Origin of the sequence: Pseudomonas versuta (assembly GCF_001294575.1) — a bacterium.
Classification (GTDB): Bacteria; Pseudomonadota; Gammaproteobacteria; order Pseudomonadales; family Pseudomonadaceae; genus Aquipseudomonas; species Aquipseudomonas versuta.
In genome coordinates, this window is record NZ_CP012676.1 from 2,228,220 (window position 1) to 2,244,613 (window position 16,394).

Consider the following 16,394-nt stretch of genomic DNA (forward strand, 5'->3'; position numbering starts at 1 on the left):
CCCCCCCTGCAGGAGCGAGCTTGCTCGCGAGCTCTTCGTCGCGACCTCCCAAAAGATCGCGAGCAAGCTCGCTCCTGCAGGTGAGTTACATCCAGCCCAGCCAGCTCCAGTAGGTGGCGCCAAACAGCAGCATCAGCAAATAACCCACCGCAGTGACGATCAAACCGACCTTGGCGAATTGTTTGGCGGTGAAGGTTTGCGTGCCCAGGCACACCATGTTTTGCGGAGCGTTGATCGGCAGGATAAACCCGTAGCTGACCACAAAGCCCAGGAGCATGGTCATGCCCAAGCGGTTGAATTCACCCGGCAAGGTTTGCAGCACCGCAATCAGAATCGGCAGCAAGGCCGAGGTCAACGCCGTCGCACTGGCAAACCCCAGGTGAATCAAAATCAGGAACGCCCCCAGAATCGCAAAGATCCCCAACGGACCGACTTGATCCAGACCGGTGTTGTTCACCACCTGCGCGCCCAGCCATTGCCCGGCCTGCGTGGTGAGCAAGGCAGTGCCCAGGCTGATACCGACGCCGAACACAATCACCGTGCCCCACGGAATTCTCGACTGCACGTCTTTCCAGGTCATCACCCCAAAACGCGGCAACAACAAAAACACCAGCCCGGCGTAGGTCGTCGAGGTGGTGTCAAAACTGTGCAGTTTGCCTTCGGTGGCCCAGGCCAGCAGCAACGCCACAGAGACCGCCATCAGGCGTTTCTGTGGCCCGGTCATCGGCCCCAGTTCGGCCAGTGACTTCTCGACGGCTTCCTTGCCGCCGGGGATGCTGTCGCTCTCGGGGGGCAGCATCTTGAGCACCACAAACAGCAATACCGCCGACATGATGATGGCCCAGGGCGCCCCGGCAATCAGCCAGTCGAGCCAGTTCACGCGCTCACCCAGCATCTTGTCCATAAAGCCCACAGTCAGCAGGTTCTGCGCGGCTGCGGTTTGAATCCCGACGTTCCAGATACTGGTGCCCTGAGCCACGACAATCATGATGCCTGCTGCGATGTTCGAGCGCTTGTCCACGCCAAACGCCATGATCACCCCCATCATGATCGGCACCACACAAGCACTGCGGGCCGTGGCGCTGGGTACCACCAGACTGAGCAGGATGGTGACCGCAATCGCCCCCAGCAGGATGCGCCGGGTGCTGGTGCCAATGCGTGACAGAGTGACCAGGGCAATGCGTCGATCCAGCCCGGTATGGGTCATGGCCGCCGCGATAAACAGCGCACCGGCCACCAGCGCCAGCGCGGCATTGGAGAAACCGGTCAGGGCCATGGTGATGCCGGCAGAGGTGCCGTACAGCTTCGACGGATCTTGCAGGGTGGGCGCCATGCCGATCAGGAACGCCATCAGCGACGTGATCATGATGGCACTGGCTTCATAGGACACCGCTTCAGTGATCCACACCACCACGGCAAACGCCAGTATCGCCAGCATGCGGTGGCCGGCGACCGGTAGATCGGCAGGTAATGGCAGCAGCAAGATACCGATCATCACCAGGACCGCAATCACCAGGCCTATGGGGAGTTTTGCTTTGGCCGTTGCAGGCTCCGGGGTGGTTGCAGGCGCATTCATGGCCAGTTCCTTATGCTTGAAATCCTGTGCAGCATAGGCCAGGGGCACAACAGCGGTGTTGATGCTTGTCAGCTTCCTGTAGGAGCGAGCTTGCTCGCGAGCTTTTAGGTCGTAACAACAAAAAGCTCGCTCGGTTCAGCATTACTGAATCTTGTAGTGAAAGGTGTTGCGTACCCCCGGCACTGTGACCGCCTGGCCATCAATGACCCTTGGCTGATACCGGAAGGTGGCAGCCGCAACCAATGACGGCCGGATAAACGCCGGGTGGCAGTTGCCCACCACTTTGGGATTGTCGACCGTGCCCTGCGGGGTCACCGAATACTCCACGGTGCAATCGCCTTGTATGCCTTTGTCCAGCGCCCGCTGCGGGTAGTCGGGGGCTTGTTTGCTGATGGGTAAATACTGGCGTACATCCGCAGCGCCAGCCGCCGCCGACTGCCGGGCCAGCCTGGCATTATCGGCCGCCACCCGGGCCTGTTGCGCTGCCGCGTCGGCCAGGGCTTGCAGGCGCTGAGTCTCGGCTTGCTCCACGCGCTGGCGAGCGATGTGTTGTTGCTCGAGCTGCGCCTGTTTTTTCTCCTCGACACGCTTGCGCGCCAGCGCGGCCTGCTCCAGTTTGCGCGCCTGAATCGGCGGCGGCACTGGCGCAGGTATTACGACCTGCGGTTCGGCCTGCGCCACCGGTTGCGGCGCCGCAGGTGCAACAGGTGCAGGAGGCGCTGCCAATGGCTCGGCCGGCAGCATCACCAGCCGGGTTTTGAGCATCGACGGTGCTGGCTCCGGCAGTGCCTGCTGCTGGCTCCAGCCCAGCACCAAAAAGGCAATTACGGCACTGTGCAATACAACCGTCACCAGCAGCGCCTGGCCATTGCCCCTTGCTTCGCTCAGCGCGCCGATCATTGCGGGGCCTCGGTCACCAACCCCAGGTGGGTCACGCCACCTTGCTGCAACGCAGCCATGGCCTTGACCACGCTGCCGTAACCGGCTTCATTGTCCGCACGGATATACACCTGGGTGTCGGCGTTCTGCGCGACTACCTGGCCGACCTTGGCTTGCAACTCTTCCAGGCTGAGCGCGCTGTCGGTCTGGTTTTTTGTGTCCAGTTCGTTGCCCAGATTCCAGAAATAGCCCCCCTCGGCTTTTACCGACAGCGTGAGGATTTTTTGCTGACTGTCACTGACCAGTGCTTCACTGGCCACCTTGGGCAACTCAATGTTCACCCCCTGGGTCAGCATCGGCGCGGTCACCATAAAGATCACCAGTAGCACCAGCATCACATCGATGTAAGGCACCACGTTCATTTCGGCCTTGGGCCCGTGTTTGCGCTGTGGTCGAGCAAGCATGTTCAAACTCCCTGTTTAAGCGACTGCAGCCATGGTCCGTGAACCGGCATGCAAGCTGCGGTACAAGCGCATCTGCACTTCGTTGCCCAGGCTGTAATAGCGGGTCAGCAAGGTCTGGCCACGGGCCGAAAAGCGGTTATAGGCAATCACCGCCGGAATCGCCGCAAACAGGCCGATGGCGGTAGCAATCAAGGCTTCGGCAATGCCGGGAGCCACGGTCGACAGCGTCGCCTGTTGCACCTGGGACAGGCCGATAAAGGAGTTCATGATCCCCCAGACCGTACCGAACAGTCCGATATACGGGCTCACCGAACCCACCGTTGCCAAAAATTGCAGACCCTTCTCCAGACGGATTTCCTGTTCGCTGATCGCCACATACAGTGCCCGCTCTATCCCTTGCATCACCCCTTCGGCGTCCACCCCGGGCTGCTGCCTGAGCTGGGCGTACTCGTTGTACGCCGCAGAAAAGACTTGCTCGGCACCGGCATCGGCATGGCCCGCCTCACGGCTCTCGCGGTACAGCGCGCTCAACTCCCCCGGCGCCCGTAACTGCCGGGCAAAACTGTCCATGTCGCGCTCACTGCGACGCAGAATGGCACTGCGCCGCACGATCAGGAACCAGCTCAGCACCGACGCCGCCAGCAGAATCAGCATCACGCCCTTGACCAGCAGACTGGCGTCGTTGATCAGGCCCCAAATGGTCATGTGTTCCATGGTTGCTTGCATGTTGTTGCTCCTGCGGGGTTATCCGGCTGTGATTGCGATTGAAAGCCATTGAGATGACCGGATCAGGGCAAGTGCAGAGCCCTGGTCACTTCGGTCCACGGGATAAATTTGAAGTTCTGGCCGTCTTCGGGCATGCGCTTGCGCCCGTCCTGCACCACCAGCATGCCTTTGCTCCAGGGCCCGCCGAGATTGGCCGACGTCACGTCCAGACCGTCGGTTTCAGAGGTGCCATCGATCCCCGCCGCGGCATTGACCCCCACCCGGAAGGCGCCACGCACCGCGAAGGGCGGCTCGGCATCCAGCACCACATAGCTGTCATTGCCCTGGCTGGAGATCACCAGGTAGTCGTTGTGCTCGCCCCGGTACAGCGCCAGCCCTTCAATGTCGTCGTGTACCTGCTCGCCCACCCTGATCACGTCGGTGGGGGTTGCCGGCTGGTCCGGGCGCGCATCCACTGCCCACACCGCCACGTCCTCTTCACCCAGGAACAGGCGCTGGCGTTTATCGTCCGCCACACAGCCTTCAGGCTGGCTAGCAACCTTGAACTGGCGCACCAGTTCGCCTTCTACCTTGTCGCCCTTGGCAAACAGCCGGTGCTGGACGAAGGTGCCGTCCTTGTCGTTGGCAAAACTGTAAATCTCGCCCGTTGGCGCCTTGAACAGGCACAGGCCATAGATATCCTTGACCGGGGTCGCAATCTCGCCGGCGTGTGCAAGCTGCCCCGTAGCGCGATCAATGCTGAACACGCTCAGGCTGTTGTGATCGCGATTGGTCGCCACCGCCAGGTCCACGGTGCGTGAGCCCAGCGTGAAGCCGGGGCGCACATCCACGTTGTTCAGACGCCCTACCGGCAAATGCTGCACCCGCTTGCCCTGCAAGTCGTACACCTCAAGCCCTTGCTGTTTGTTGGTACCCAGCACCCGGCTCAGGGCCGGTGTTTGCGGGTGCAGCCAGATGGCAGGGTCATCGGCCGCGTCGCCACGGTTCGCTACGCTTTGGGTTTGCACTGCAGGCTTTACGGCCGGCAACACCGGTGGCTGATTCACCGGGGTGGCTTTCCAGTCCAGGGTGCCTTCCAGCAACTGGTTAGTGGCTGCATCCTGCACCAGCACCTGAAGGCCTTCAGGCGTCTGGCGCAGGGCCAGATGCTCGGGTTCGACCACCCCGCCGAGCGCCAGGCTGGCCACCGGCGACCAGCGTTTGCCGTGCTGCTGATAGAGGTTCAACTGCGCGGCTTGAGGGTCAAGCCCTAGCATCCCGCCCGGCACCGGCACCATGGCCCCGGCGCTTTGTTTTACGTTGCCAAAGGGTTCGATCATGGCCACGGGCAAACGCGACACGTCGGACTCGGCATGGGCCGGGTAGGCCCACCAGCCGACATTCTCTTCGTTGACGAACAGCTGCTGCGCGCTGTCGTCGACCTGGCAAAACTTCGCCTGCGGCGGCAACGGCAGGCCGCGCACCAGGCGCGGGGCGGGCAGCCGTTGGTGGTCGGCAGCCACCAGCCACTGCTCGCCCTTGCCTTCTTCACCCACGGTGAACAGATAGATATTGCTCGCCTCGTCCTGATACAGACAGACGCCATCGACCCCATAGTCCCGGGGCGGCAGGTACACGGGGGGCTGCCATTGATGGCTGCCCGGGTCGAGGTCAAACAGCGCCACTTGCTGCTTGTCCTTGTCGTTGCCGGCCACCAGTACCCGGTCCCCCAGCCTGCGGCTGTCCAGTCCGGCAAATGCACCCGCGACCCGGCTCAGGGTCTTGCCCTGTTTATCGAGCAGCACTATGCCCTCGCGCTTGCTGACCGCCAGGCGCCCGTCACCCATGCCGTCCGGTAAAAACCCCAGGGCCTGGGCTTTGCTCGCGGTCCACGGCTGCAGGGCCGGGGCGGCTATATCAGTGGCCGCCTGAGTGCTGCCCGCGGTCAGGCATGCCAGTAACGGCAGCAGGAGAGGTTTGCGTTTAAACAAAAAAGTCATGGGTAATGCCATTCCATTAGAGGTAAGAGACCGGGTTGACCGGATCGCTGGCAAGCCAGCTCCCACAGAGGGAAACACCAAAAATTGTGGGGGCCGGCTTGCCGGCGATGGCATCAAGCCGATTAAAAATGAGTGAAGGTCAGGCCCAGCGAGAAAGTCGGGCCGTACTCTTCGTACTGGTTGTTGTAGCGGCTGTTACCGCTGTAGACGAAGTACGGCTGATCGGTCAGGTTCTGCGCGTCAAAGTTGATTTGCAGGTTCTCGGTCAAGGCGTAACGGGCACTGAAATCGACAAAGGTCTGGGCGTCGACATGGGTGTCGTGGGCCTTGTCATTAATGCCGGCCAGCTCGTAGAGATAGTCCGACTTGTAGTTGGCTGACAGCCGCAGGCTGAGCTTGTCGTCTTCCCAGCCCAGCATCAGGTTGCCGACGGTGTTGGACTGGTTGGGCAGGTCGATGTCGCGCTTGAGGCTGGCCCCCGTGGCCGCATCAACCCCCTTGATGCTGGCACTGGAGCGGCTGAAGGTGCTGTTGGCGCCCACAATCACCCCATTCCAGGGCGCTGGCAGCCAGTCGAATTTTTGTGAGTACGCCAGTTCCAGCCCGTACAGACTGGCGCTGTCGCCGTTGGCATAGCTGTGGGCTTCGGTGAAATCAGTCCAGATACCACTGCCGGCCAGGTCGTTGTTGTAGACGAAGTTTTTGATGTCCTTGTAGAACAGGAACGCCGACACCGTCCCGGCCCGCCCCATGTAGTGCTCAATGCCCAGATCGAAGTTGCTCGACTCCAGCGGCTTGAGATTCGGGTTGCCGAACTCGGCCACGTCATCGTCAATCACAAACCCCGGCGCCAGCTGGCCAAAGGTCGGGCGCACCACGGCGTTGGTCCAGGCCGCCCGCAGCTGGGTGTTTTTGTCCAGTTGATAGCGCGCATGCAGGCCCGGCAGCCAGTGGTGGTAATCGCGCTGGGTGTCCTGGGCTTCGAACTCGCCATTGCGCACGCCGGTGCCCTTGGCCTCGAATTCGGTGCCCTCGTAGCGCAGGCCGGCAATGAAGCGCCAGTCATCAATGTCCAGGGTGTTCATCAGGTAAGCCGCGTTGATGTCCTCACGCATGGTGAAATCATTGGCCCGTGATTCCTGCTGGTTGTAGTAATCGTCCGGGTTCAGGCCGCCGATCAGGTCCTTGATTGCACCGCCACTGATCCCGGGGCCGAACCGGCCCAGCGAGTAGTGCAGATTGCCCTTCTGGAACCGCTCGAGGTTGAGCTGCGCGTCGCTGTAACCCAGGTCCGCGAAGTCCTCATAGACCCAGGCATTGAGGTCGTTGTCCTTGTTGCGCCGACTGACTTTGCCGCCGAACTTGACCTGAGAGGCATAGCCCTGCACGTCGTAATCGCGGGCCAGATCCAGGCGAATGTTTTTCTCGGTGTCCTTGGTGTTTTGCTCCTCCCAGTCAACTTTGTCGAGGGTGAAGCTGGCCGGGTCGTAAAAACCCGCGCCGATGATCGGGCGCGGTTTTTCGGTGTCGTAAAAGCCACTGTCGGCAAAGCTGGAATTACCTTTGAAGGTCGCCCCGGCGATGTGCCCCGGGCTGTCTTCACTGGATTTGCTGTAGCCGGCCTGCCCGCTCAGCGTCCACAGGCCCATCATGCGTTCACCGCCGAATACGTAGGACTGGATCTCCTGGGTTTGTTCACGCTGCTTGAGTTTGCGCTTGGTCTTGGCCTTGCCCAGCTCGCCCTCGGCTTGCGGGTTGGCAAACTCAAAGGCGGTGGAATTGCGGGTCTCACTGTCCTTGAACCGGCTGTACAGGGTGCGCAGGAAGAGCTTGGTATCGTCGTCAGGCTTGTAATCAAAGTTCAGCCCGCCACCGGTGCGCTCGCGGCTGATGTCGTAGACCCGCTGCTCGAAACTGTTGAGCCGTGCGCCATCGTTGAAGTCCCAGTCGCCACCGGTCTCAACGTTGTCCGAACGAAAGTCGCGCTTGTTCCAGCTCAGGGCAGCGGCCACCCCGAAGTTGTCGATGCCGTCGCCGAGGCTGAAGCGGTCACTGATGGCGCCCGAGACTTTGGGGCTGGTCTGATGGCTGTTCTTGTTGTAGGCGGCTTGGGTACTGGCGGTATAAAACAGGCCGTCATGGTCAAAGGCCGACAGGCTTTGCACATCCACCGTACCGCCCAGCGAGTTGGCGTCCATGTCCGGGGTCAGGGTTTTGATCACCGACAGCGACTGCACCAGCTCGGACGGCAGCACATCCAGCGCCACGGCGCGGCGCGCACTTTCAGGGGACGGTACCAGCGTACCGTTGATAGTCACGCTGTTCAGGTCCGGCCCCAGGCCGCGGACGCTGACAAAGCGGCCTTCGCCCTGATCCCGCTCGACGCTGATCCCGGGCAGGCGCTGCACGGCTTCGGCAACGTTAGCGTCGGGCAACTGAGCCATACCATCGGCATGCACCACGCTTTCGATGGTGTCCGAATTGCGCTGCTGCTTGAGGGCTTTGTCCAGGCTCACGGCCTGCCCGACCACCTCAACGTGCTCGGTGGCGCCAATCGCAGCCTCGGCAGCACTCAGGCGCTCGCTGGCAATCGCCATGGCCAGTGCGCTGAACGTGAAGCCGACCCACTGCACCTTGCTCCGACACATGTACATGCTTGTCCTCCCCCGCAATCACCTAGGTCGGGCAAATGGCCCGACAACCTGGGAGCGAACGCTAGGGTCGGGCAATGACAGTGCTGTGACAGTGTTGGGCCAACAGCCCCGAAACAGAGGCGTTTTAGCCCCAAAAGGGGGCCAGATGAGCTGATTTGACCCGGTTTCGCACCTCTGCCGGGATGGCATTACCCTATTGTTTAAACGCAAACCTCTATAGCAGCCATCGCCGGCAAGCCGGCTCCCACAAGATAGGGCGCTTGCTGATCCCCTGCGGGGGCTGGCTTGCCAACGATGGCATCACGCCACTCTGCTCATGATCCGCGGCGCCTGCAGCCCATAATCGGGCAAGAGGCCTGAGCTGATTCGACCCTTGCCGCCCGTCACACAGCTGTCATATCCCTCTGTTGTGCTGGCCATCACTACGTTTTGGCAGAACCTTGATGACCTGGCTGAACATTCTCAAACACCATCGCTGGAAACTCGGACTGCTGGTTCTTGCAGCCAATATCGGGCTGTTGCTGAACCTGGCCTTTGGCAGCCCCAAAGCCTTCAGCGAATGGCAGTGGCTGGACATCGCCGGCGAAGGCGGCACCGCCCTGTTCCTCCTGTTCTGGCTGGGGCTGGTACTCAAAAGCCGGCCGGCCGGACGGGTCACCGACTACCTGGCGATCGGCTTGAGCTGCATGTTTTTTTCGTGGTGGATTGACGTGCTGGACGAGTTTATCCGCTTGCCCAAACACATTGGCTGGGATCACTGGCTGGAGTCCGGGCCGATGCCCGTCGGCATGATTGTGCTGACCATCGGCCTCTACCACTGGCACCGCGAACAACAGGCCATCAATCAGCAAATGGAAAAACGCGAGCGGGTGTTCCGCGAGCATCGCCTGTTCGACAAACTCACTCCGCTGGGGGGCGCCGACTACCTCAAGCGCCAGATCAGTGACTGCTTGAGCCAGAGCCTGGAGCAGCAACAACCGCTGTCACTGCTGGCCCTGGATATTGACGACTTCACCTCGATCAACCAGCAGTACGGCCATCCGGAAGGCGACGCCGTACTGCAGGCCCTCAGTCAGTTGCTGCTGCTTAACCTGCGGCGTCACGACCTGCTCTGCCGCCTGGCCGGCGACCGCTTTGTCGTGCTGCTGCCCAATACCGGCCAGAGCCAGGCCAGTTTGCTGGCGCTAGAGCTGCAACAAGCGGTGCAGAGCCTGGCCCACAAAACCCGACAACATGGCGAGCGGGTGTATTTGTCGGCCAGCACCGGCGTGGTAATGGCGATCGACGAAGCACCCGATCAATTGCTCAAACGCCTGAACCTGGCCCTGGCCCGCGCCAAACCGCCACGCAGTAAACGGGCATGAACGCCAGTCACTGGTACGAAGCCGACAGCCGCTTCATCGCCGGGCATTACCAGCCCGCCACCCTGATTGACCTGGCCTTGTCGCGGGACATCGACAGCCATCGCCTGCTGCGCGGCACCGGGTTGTTTTACGACGACATCGTGACCGGCCAGACCCGTCTCAGCCCGCAACAATGCTTTGCCCTGATCGCTAACGCCCGGCGTTTACTTGAAGCCGACGACAGCAGTTTTCTGTTTGGCCAACGGCTGTTGCCGGGGCATTACGGCCCGGCCAGCCACGCCCTGCAACAGGCACAAAACCTGGATCAGGCATTGCACACCCTGATCCGCCATCGGGCATTGCTCAGCCCCTTGCTGACCCCGCGCCTGCTGCTGGACGACAACTACGCCTATGTCTATTGGCTCGACAGCTGCGGTGCCGGTGAGCAATTGCGCTTTGTGATGGAGGCCAGCATGACGGCGCTGAAGGCCATGAGTCAGTGGCTAAGTGGTGAACGCCTGCCGTGGGAGTGCAGCTTCAGCTACCCCGAGCCGCGGTACGTGGAACAGTACTGGGTGCATCTGGGCGAAAACACCCGGTTTGACAGCCAACTGGACATGATGCGCCTGCCACGGGAATACCTGACCCGCGCCTGGCCCAATGCCTCGGCCATTGCGCAGCAAGTGGCGTATCAGCAGGCCCAGGCGCAGTTGCACAGCCTGGGGTTCAGCGCCAGCCTGCTTGACCGGTTGTACCTGTACTTGCGCGCCCATGCACAACAGGCCCCCGGCCTTGAGCAGACGGCGCAGCATTTCTGCATGAGCCAGGCCACCCTCAAACGCAAGCTGAACAAACACGGGACCCACTTTCAGGCCCAGCAAGACCAGGCGCGCAAACACATGGCGCTGTACCTGTACCAGATCAAAGGCCTGAGTAACGAAGCGGTGGCCGAATACCTCAACATCAGCGACCCGGCCAACTTCCGCCGCGCCCTCAAGCGCTGGACCGGGTATACACCGAACCTGATCCGCCAGTTTTTAACCCTGTAACCCCCCCAGAACCACCTGTAGGAGCGAGCTTGCTCGCGAGCTCTTCGTGGGAAAAGCTCGCGAGCAAGCTCGCTCCTACAGGATTTTGTGTGGGGTCTTACTGCGCCAATGCGCGCAATCTGGCCAGCTCTTCGGCGCTCATCGGGATCCCTTCGCCCACCGATTTGGCACGCTCGATAAAGCGCCGGTCACCCGGCATGCGTTCAAGGCCCACGGCGTGCATCTGGCGCACCAGTTCGGCGCTGCGCTGGGCGAAGCTGTTGCCGCCGGACTTGGTCGGGTCGATAACGATCAGCAGTTGGCCGGTCCACGGGGTTTGCGCGCCGGGGTGCTGCTTCCAGTCGAACTCGAACGAGAAATTGCCACCGGTCAACGCTGCCGCCAGCAGTTCGACCATCATCGACAGCGCCGAACCTTTATGCCCGCCGAAGGGCAGCAAGGCACCTCCGTCCAGAATCTCTTTGGGGTTTTGCGTCGGCTCGCCATGCTTGTCGACCCCCATGCCCGCAGGCAGGCTGTGGTCCTTGCGCGCGGCAATTTGCACATCGCCGTGGGCAATGGCGCTGGTGGCCAGGTCGAATACGATCGGGTGGCCCCCAGCACAGGGTGCGGCAAAAGCAATCGGGTTAGTGCCAAACAGCGGCTTTTGGGCGCCATGGGGTACTACGCAGGTCATGCTGTTGACCACACTCAGCGCCACCAGCCCTTCTTCGGCAAATGGCTCGACATCCGGCCAGAGCGCTGCGAAGTGATGGGAGTTGCGGATCGCCAGCACTGCAATCCCGGCGCTGCGGGCCTTTTCCACCAGCAGTTCACGCGCCGCTGCCAGCGCAGGCTGGGCAAAGCCATTGGCCGCATCGACGCGGATAAAGCCCGAGGCCACGTCTTCTACCTGCGGCACGGCCTGGCCGTCGACCCAGTTGCTCGCCAGTGATGCCAGGTATCCAGGAATACGGAACACCCCGTGACTGTAGGAACCGTCGCGTTGCGCCCGGGCGCAGTTGTCTGCCAATACCTGCGCGACCGCCTGCGAAGTACCGTGACGCTCAAATATCTGCTGCAGCAAGGCGGTCAGTTCGCTGAGGGTCAGCGACTCCATAGCCTGGGACGAGGTAACGGGCTGGGACATTCTGGCGCTCCAATCTAGTTGTTTTTATGCTCGGCCAACTATCGTGCTATGACAGTTATCTGTCAATTCTTGACTTAATGACAGAAAACATTCACTTTCTGCAACGCGCTGATACAACAACAGGAAAGCAGCCGTGAGCCAGTCGATTAAACAACGCCTCGAAAGCAGTCTGTCAACCGCCGCCCCTTCGGGCCGGGCGATTGCCAGCTACATGCTGGCCAATCTTTACGAGCTGCCATTTCAGACCGCTGCCGACATCGCCGCCAAGCTGGGTGTGAGCGAATCCAGCGTCGGGCGTTTTTGCCGCGCGCTGGGCTACAGCCATTTCAAAGACCTGAAGAACGATCTCAAGGATGACCTGGGCGATGGCCCGTGGCTGGTAGGCGATCGCCTGCAAGAATTCCGCCAGCAATCCAGCCAGAGCCCCCAGGGCTTGCCCCGCAGCTTTGAGCTGGAAGTCGGTGCTCTGGTCAAGGTTTACGAATACAGCCTCACGCCCGAATGGCAGGCCGTGAGCCAGCGCCTGGCCACCCGGCGCAAGGTGTTCGTGGCAGGGTTTCAGACCGAACGCGGGATCGCAGCGTCCATGGTGCATTTGCTGCAGTACCTGCGCGATGGCGTGCAACTGGTGGACGGCGCCGCCGGGCATTACGCCGATGTGCTGCTGTGCCCGCCCGGGGACTGCGCGCTGGTGGTGTTCGAAGCCCGGCGCTATTCGCGCCATGCCCAACTGTTATGCCGCAAGGCCCGCGAGGCAGGCATTGCCGTCACGCTGGTGACCGACACTTTTTGCGACTGGGCCGACCAGAACGCCGACGAAGTGTTTCGCGTACCGACCGAATTCAATCTGTTCTGGGAATCCACCGCAGCCATGCTGTCGCTGGTGCACCTGCTGATCAACGAAGTGTGCAAACAACTGGGGCCGGACGTGGAGAAGCGTCTTGAGGCTACCGCGGCCTTACACAATGAGTTCGTGGGTTACACATCCTCACCCGGATCAAAACAATAAAACGAGGTGCTAGATGAAACACGTCATTCGCTTTGCCAGTGCATGTGCAATGGTTGTCGCCTTCGCGTCCAACGCCCAGGCCGACAAACTGACTATCGCCACGGAAGGCGCCTACCCTCCGTTTAACTACGTTGATTCGGACAACAAGCTGCACGGCTTTGACGTCGATATCACCGAAGAAGTGTGCAAGCGCATGGGCGCCGACTGCACCATCGTGGCCCAGGACTGGGACGGTATCATCGCCGGCCTGATGGCCAAGAAATACGACGCGATTGTCGCGTCCATGATCGTCAACGAAGAACGCAAAAAGAAGATCGCGTTCACCAATCACTACTACCGCACCCCGCTGTCCATCGCCGTGCCCAAAGACTCTGACATCACCGATGCCCAGTCCGACTTCGCCGGTAAAACCGTAGGTGCCCAGAGCGCCGCCACCCAAAGCATCTATGCCGAAGAGCACTACAAAAAGGCTGATCTGAAGCTGTATCCAACCCTGGATGAAGCTAACAGCGAGCTGGAAAACGAACGGGTCGATGTGGTGATTGCCGACAAATTCCCGCTGCTGGAGTGGGTCAATAAAACCGGCAAGGACTGCTGCAAAATCATTGGTGACGTTGACGGCACCATGGCCGATGCCTCGATTGCCGTACGCAAGGAAGACAACGCCCTGCGTGAGCGCTTCAACAAGGCGCTGGACGAAATCGTTGCCGACGGCACCTATAAAAAGATCTCCGGCAAGTACTTCGACTTCGACATTTACTGAGTCGCCCGCCCTCGGTTGAGGGCCTCCCTGCCAATGACCCTGCCCTGCGCACCCAAGGTGCGCGGTGGCTGAATTTCGGCCCTTTTTTTGTCCGGGGATTCGAGCATGCTCGATCAACTCTCACTTCTCTCCTTCGCCAGTGGCGGCTGGGGCTCGGCGCTGCTTGCCGGGTCGCTGGTGACCATTGCCCTGGCCCTGAGCTGTCTGCCCATCGGCTTGCCGCTGGGCCTGATCGTGGCCGTAGCGGCACGCTCCAAAAACCGCTGGATGCGAGCCTGGGCAACGACCTTTTCCACAGTCTTTCGTGGCCTGCCGGAGCTGCTGACGCTGCTGATCATTTATTACGGCTGCCAGATCGCCGCACAAAAGATCCTCGCCCTGATGGGCTACGACGCTCAGTTCACGATCAATACCTTTGTCGCGGCGATGATTGCGTTCAGCCTGGTATTTGCCGCGTTTTCCAGCGAGATCTGGCTGGGGGCCTTCAAGACCATTCCCAAGGGCCAATTCGAAGCGGCCTCGGCGCTGGGCCTGTCGAAATTCACCACCTTTCGCAAAGTGGTGCTGCCGCAGCTGGCGCGTATCGCCCTGCCCGGCCTGTCGAACAACTGGCTGTCATTGCTTAAAGACACGTCCCTGGTGTCGACCATCGCCCTGGTCGACCTGATGCGCCAGACCAACCTGGCGGTCAGCGTCACCAAGGACCCGATGCTCTTTTACACCGTGGCCTGCTTTATCTACCTGTTTTTCTCGGCGATTTCCGGGCGCCTGTTTGCCTTTCTTGAGCGCCACTTCAACCGCCATATACGGAGCGTGCAGCCATGAGCCTGGCGGAACTGCAAAACATGTTTCTCAGCCCCGAGCTACTGGAGCGCTATGGCCCGCGCTTTATCGACGGGCTGCTGGTGACCACCAAGCTGGTGGCGATTTCTTTCACCCTGGGCGCGGTGCTCGGCCTGCTGATTGCCCTGGGCCGCTTGTCCGGCAATCGCTTTGTGCGCAGCTTTACCGGCGCCTACGTGTACTTCTTTCGTGGATCGCCCCTGTTGGCACAGCTGTTCCTGCTGTATTACGGCCTGGGTTCGTTCAAGGGTTTGTGGCAAGACGTCGGCCTGTGGTGGTTTTTCCGCGATGCCTGGTTCTGCACCCTGCTGGCCTTCACCCTGAACACTGCGGCCTATCAGGCCGAGATCCTGCGCGGCAGCATTCTGTCGGTCGCCCAGGGCCAGCGTGAAGCCAGCAAGGCGCTGAACCTGTCGCGCTGGACCACCTTTCGCAAAATCATCCTGCCGCAATCGCTGCTGGTGGCCATCGGCCCGCTGGGCAATGAATTGATCCTGATGATCAAGGCCAGTGCCATCGCATCGCTGGTCACCATTTACGACCTGATGGGGGTCACCAAGATGGTGTTCTCCCGCAGCTTCGACTTCCAGGTCTATCTCTGGGCCGCCGTGCTCTACCTGGTGATCGTGGAAATCGTGCGCCGCAGCCTTAAATTCATCGAAGGCCGTCTCGGACGGCATTTGCAGTAAACCCATTTTTCGGGCTGCAAATACGGCCCTCGTCTCAAGGATTTGTTTATGCATTGCGACACTATCGTTCTGGGGGCCGGCATCGTCGGCGTCAGTACCGCGTTGCAACTCCAGGCACGCGGGCGCAACGTGGTCCTGCTCGACCGCGCCCAGCCGGGCACCGGCACCAGCCATGGCAACGCCGGGCTGATCGAACGCGCCAGTGTTATTCCTTACTCGTTCCCACGAGAAATCGCACGCCTGCTGCGCTATGGCCTCAATCAGCAATCGGACGTGCGCTACAGCCTCAAGCACCTGCCGAAAGCCGGACCGTGGCTGATGAAATACTGGCAACAGTCGGGCAGCAAAGGGCTGGCCAAAGCCACCCGGGCCATGCTGCCGCTGATTGAACAATGTGTCAGCGAACACGATCTGCTGGCCGAGCCGGCGGGCATGGGCTACCTGATCCAGGACAGCGGCTGGATCGAGGTTTACCGCACCCCGGGCGACTTCGCCAAGGCTCAGCGTGATGCTGACGCCCTGAGCGAGTACAAGCTCAACTATCGGGTACTGAGTCAGCAGCAAGTCCACGCGCTGGAACCCGGCCTGCATACCGATGTGATCGGCGGTATTCACTGGCTCGACCCCAAGACCGTCAGCGATCCGGGCGGCCTGACCCGGGGTTACGCCGAGCTGTTTATCAAGCGCGGCGGGACCTTTGTCACCGGCGATGCCACCAGCCTGCGGCCAACGGCCGGGCAATGGCAGGTCGAGAGCCACAAAGGCCTGATCATCGGCAATGAAGCCGTGATTGCACTGGGCCCGCAGGCCCGGGACATTTTCGAACCGCTGGGTTACCGAATTCCTCTGGCGATCAAACGCGGCTACCACATGCATTACGCCGCTAAAGACGGCCACACCATGCAGCATCCGATTCTCGACTCGGTGGGCGGCTATGTATTGGCGCCCATGGTGGGTGGTATTCGTCTGACCACAGGGATCGAATTTGCTGACAGTGATGACCCGATCAACGAAATCCAGCTGCGCCGTTGTGAAGAGCGTGCGCAACGCCTGTATCCGCTGGGTGAGCGGGTAGACGCCGAACCCTGGCTTGGCCGCCGCCCTTGCCTGCCGGACATGTGCCCGGTGATTGGGCCCGGCAGCCGGCACAAAGGTTTGTGGTTCAACTTTGGCCATGCCCACCACGGTCTGACGCTGGGTCCGGTCAGCGGCCGCCTGCTGGCAGAAATGATGACTGGCCAAACCCCGTTCACCGACCCGACGCCCTACAGCGCCGAGCGCTTTAACTGAT

General features: G+C 61.1%; 14 protein-coding genes. 7 read left to right on the forward strand and 7 right to left on the reverse strand.

The genetic code is table 11. The features are described 5' to 3' along the window. Positions 1-85: 85 nt before the first annotated feature. The 6 genes from AOC04_RS09895 to AOC04_RS09920 form a co-directional block, all read right to left on the reverse strand. Positions 86-1,576, reverse strand: coding sequence for a DASS family sodium-coupled anion symporter (locus tag AOC04_RS09895; RefSeq protein WP_060696923.1), 1,491 nt, complete (start codon positions 1,574-1,576; stop codon positions 86-88). Between the two features lie 141 nt (positions 1,577-1,717). Continuing rightward, positions 1,718-2,476, reverse strand: a complete 759-nt coding sequence (locus tag AOC04_RS09900) for an energy transducer TonB (RefSeq protein WP_060692889.1) — start codon at positions 2,474-2,476, stop codon at positions 1,718-1,720. Next, positions 2,473-2,919, reverse strand: a complete 447-nt coding sequence (tolR, locus tag AOC04_RS09905; protein ID WP_060692890.1) for a protein TolR — start codon at positions 2,917-2,919, stop codon at positions 2,473-2,475. The genes AOC04_RS09900 and tolR overlap by 4 nt, the downstream gene beginning before the upstream one ends. Before the next feature lie 15 nt (positions 2,920-2,934). Continuing rightward, the gene (tolQ, locus tag AOC04_RS09910; protein ID WP_060692892.1) at positions 2,935-3,645 is read right to left on the reverse strand and encodes a protein TolQ; all 711 of its coding nucleotides are present in this window, start codon (positions 3,643-3,645) and stop codon (positions 2,935-2,937) included. A gap of 62 nt (positions 3,646-3,707) precedes the next feature. Continuing rightward, positions 3,708-5,624, reverse strand: a complete 1,917-nt coding sequence (locus tag AOC04_RS09915) for a phytase (protein WP_060692894.1) — start codon at positions 5,622-5,624, stop codon at positions 3,708-3,710. A 122-nt stretch (positions 5,625-5,746) separates the two neighbouring features. Next, on the reverse strand, positions 5,747-8,278 hold the full coding sequence (locus tag AOC04_RS09920) for a TonB-dependent receptor (protein ID WP_060692896.1): 2,532 nt from the start codon (positions 8,276-8,278) through the stop codon (positions 5,747-5,749). Positions 8,279-8,721: 443 nt separating this feature from the next. Here AOC04_RS09920 and AOC04_RS09925 point away from each other — a divergent pair, with 443 nt between their 5' ends. Together AOC04_RS09925 and AOC04_RS09930 are read left to right on the forward strand one after the other, a co-directional pair. Continuing rightward, on the forward strand, positions 8,722-9,642 hold the full coding sequence (locus AOC04_RS09925; protein WP_060692898.1) for a GGDEF domain-containing protein: 921 nt from the start codon (positions 8,722-8,724) through the stop codon (positions 9,640-9,642). Then, a complete protein-coding gene (locus AOC04_RS09930) occupies positions 9,639-10,670 on the forward strand; it encodes an AraC family transcriptional regulator (RefSeq protein ID WP_060692900.1) in 1,032 nt (343 codons plus the stop codon). The genes AOC04_RS09925 and AOC04_RS09930 overlap by 4 nt, the downstream gene beginning before the upstream one ends. A gap of 97 nt (positions 10,671-10,767) precedes the next feature. Here AOC04_RS09930 and AOC04_RS09935 read toward each other — a convergent pair whose 3' ends face one another. After that, positions 10,768-11,799, reverse strand: coding sequence for an Ldh family oxidoreductase (locus AOC04_RS09935; protein ID WP_060692903.1), 1,032 nt, complete (start codon positions 11,797-11,799; stop codon positions 10,768-10,770). A 133-nt stretch (positions 11,800-11,932) separates the two neighbouring features. Between AOC04_RS09935 and AOC04_RS09940 the strand changes: the two genes are divergently transcribed. The 5 genes from AOC04_RS09940 to AOC04_RS09960 all read left to right on the forward strand — a co-directional run bounded on the left by AOC04_RS09940 (position 11,933) and on the right by AOC04_RS09960 (position 16,393). After that, a complete protein-coding gene (locus AOC04_RS09940; RefSeq protein ID WP_060692905.1) occupies positions 11,933-12,808 on the forward strand; it encodes a MurR/RpiR family transcriptional regulator in 876 nt (291 codons plus the stop codon). Positions 12,809-12,821: 13 nt separating this feature from the next. Beyond that, positions 12,822-13,571: a transporter substrate-binding domain-containing protein gene (locus AOC04_RS09945; protein WP_060692908.1), complete on the forward strand. Its 750-nt coding sequence runs from the start codon at positions 12,822-12,824 to the stop codon at positions 13,569-13,571. 105 nt (positions 13,572-13,676) lie between these two features. Next, positions 13,677-14,396, forward strand: a complete 720-nt coding sequence (locus AOC04_RS09950) for an ABC transporter permease (RefSeq protein WP_010656910.1) — start codon at positions 13,677-13,679, stop codon at positions 14,394-14,396. Then, on the forward strand, positions 14,393-15,103 hold the full coding sequence (locus tag AOC04_RS09955) for an ABC transporter permease (RefSeq protein WP_060692910.1): 711 nt from the start codon (positions 14,393-14,395) through the stop codon (positions 15,101-15,103). The genes AOC04_RS09950 and AOC04_RS09955 overlap by 4 nt, the downstream gene beginning before the upstream one ends. A 48-nt stretch (positions 15,104-15,151) precedes the next feature. Further along, positions 15,152-16,393 (forward strand): NAD(P)/FAD-dependent oxidoreductase, encoded by a 1,242-nt coding sequence (locus tag AOC04_RS09960; protein WP_060692912.1) that lies wholly within the window; start codon positions 15,152-15,154, stop codon positions 16,391-16,393. Position 16,394 lies beyond the last annotated feature (1 nt).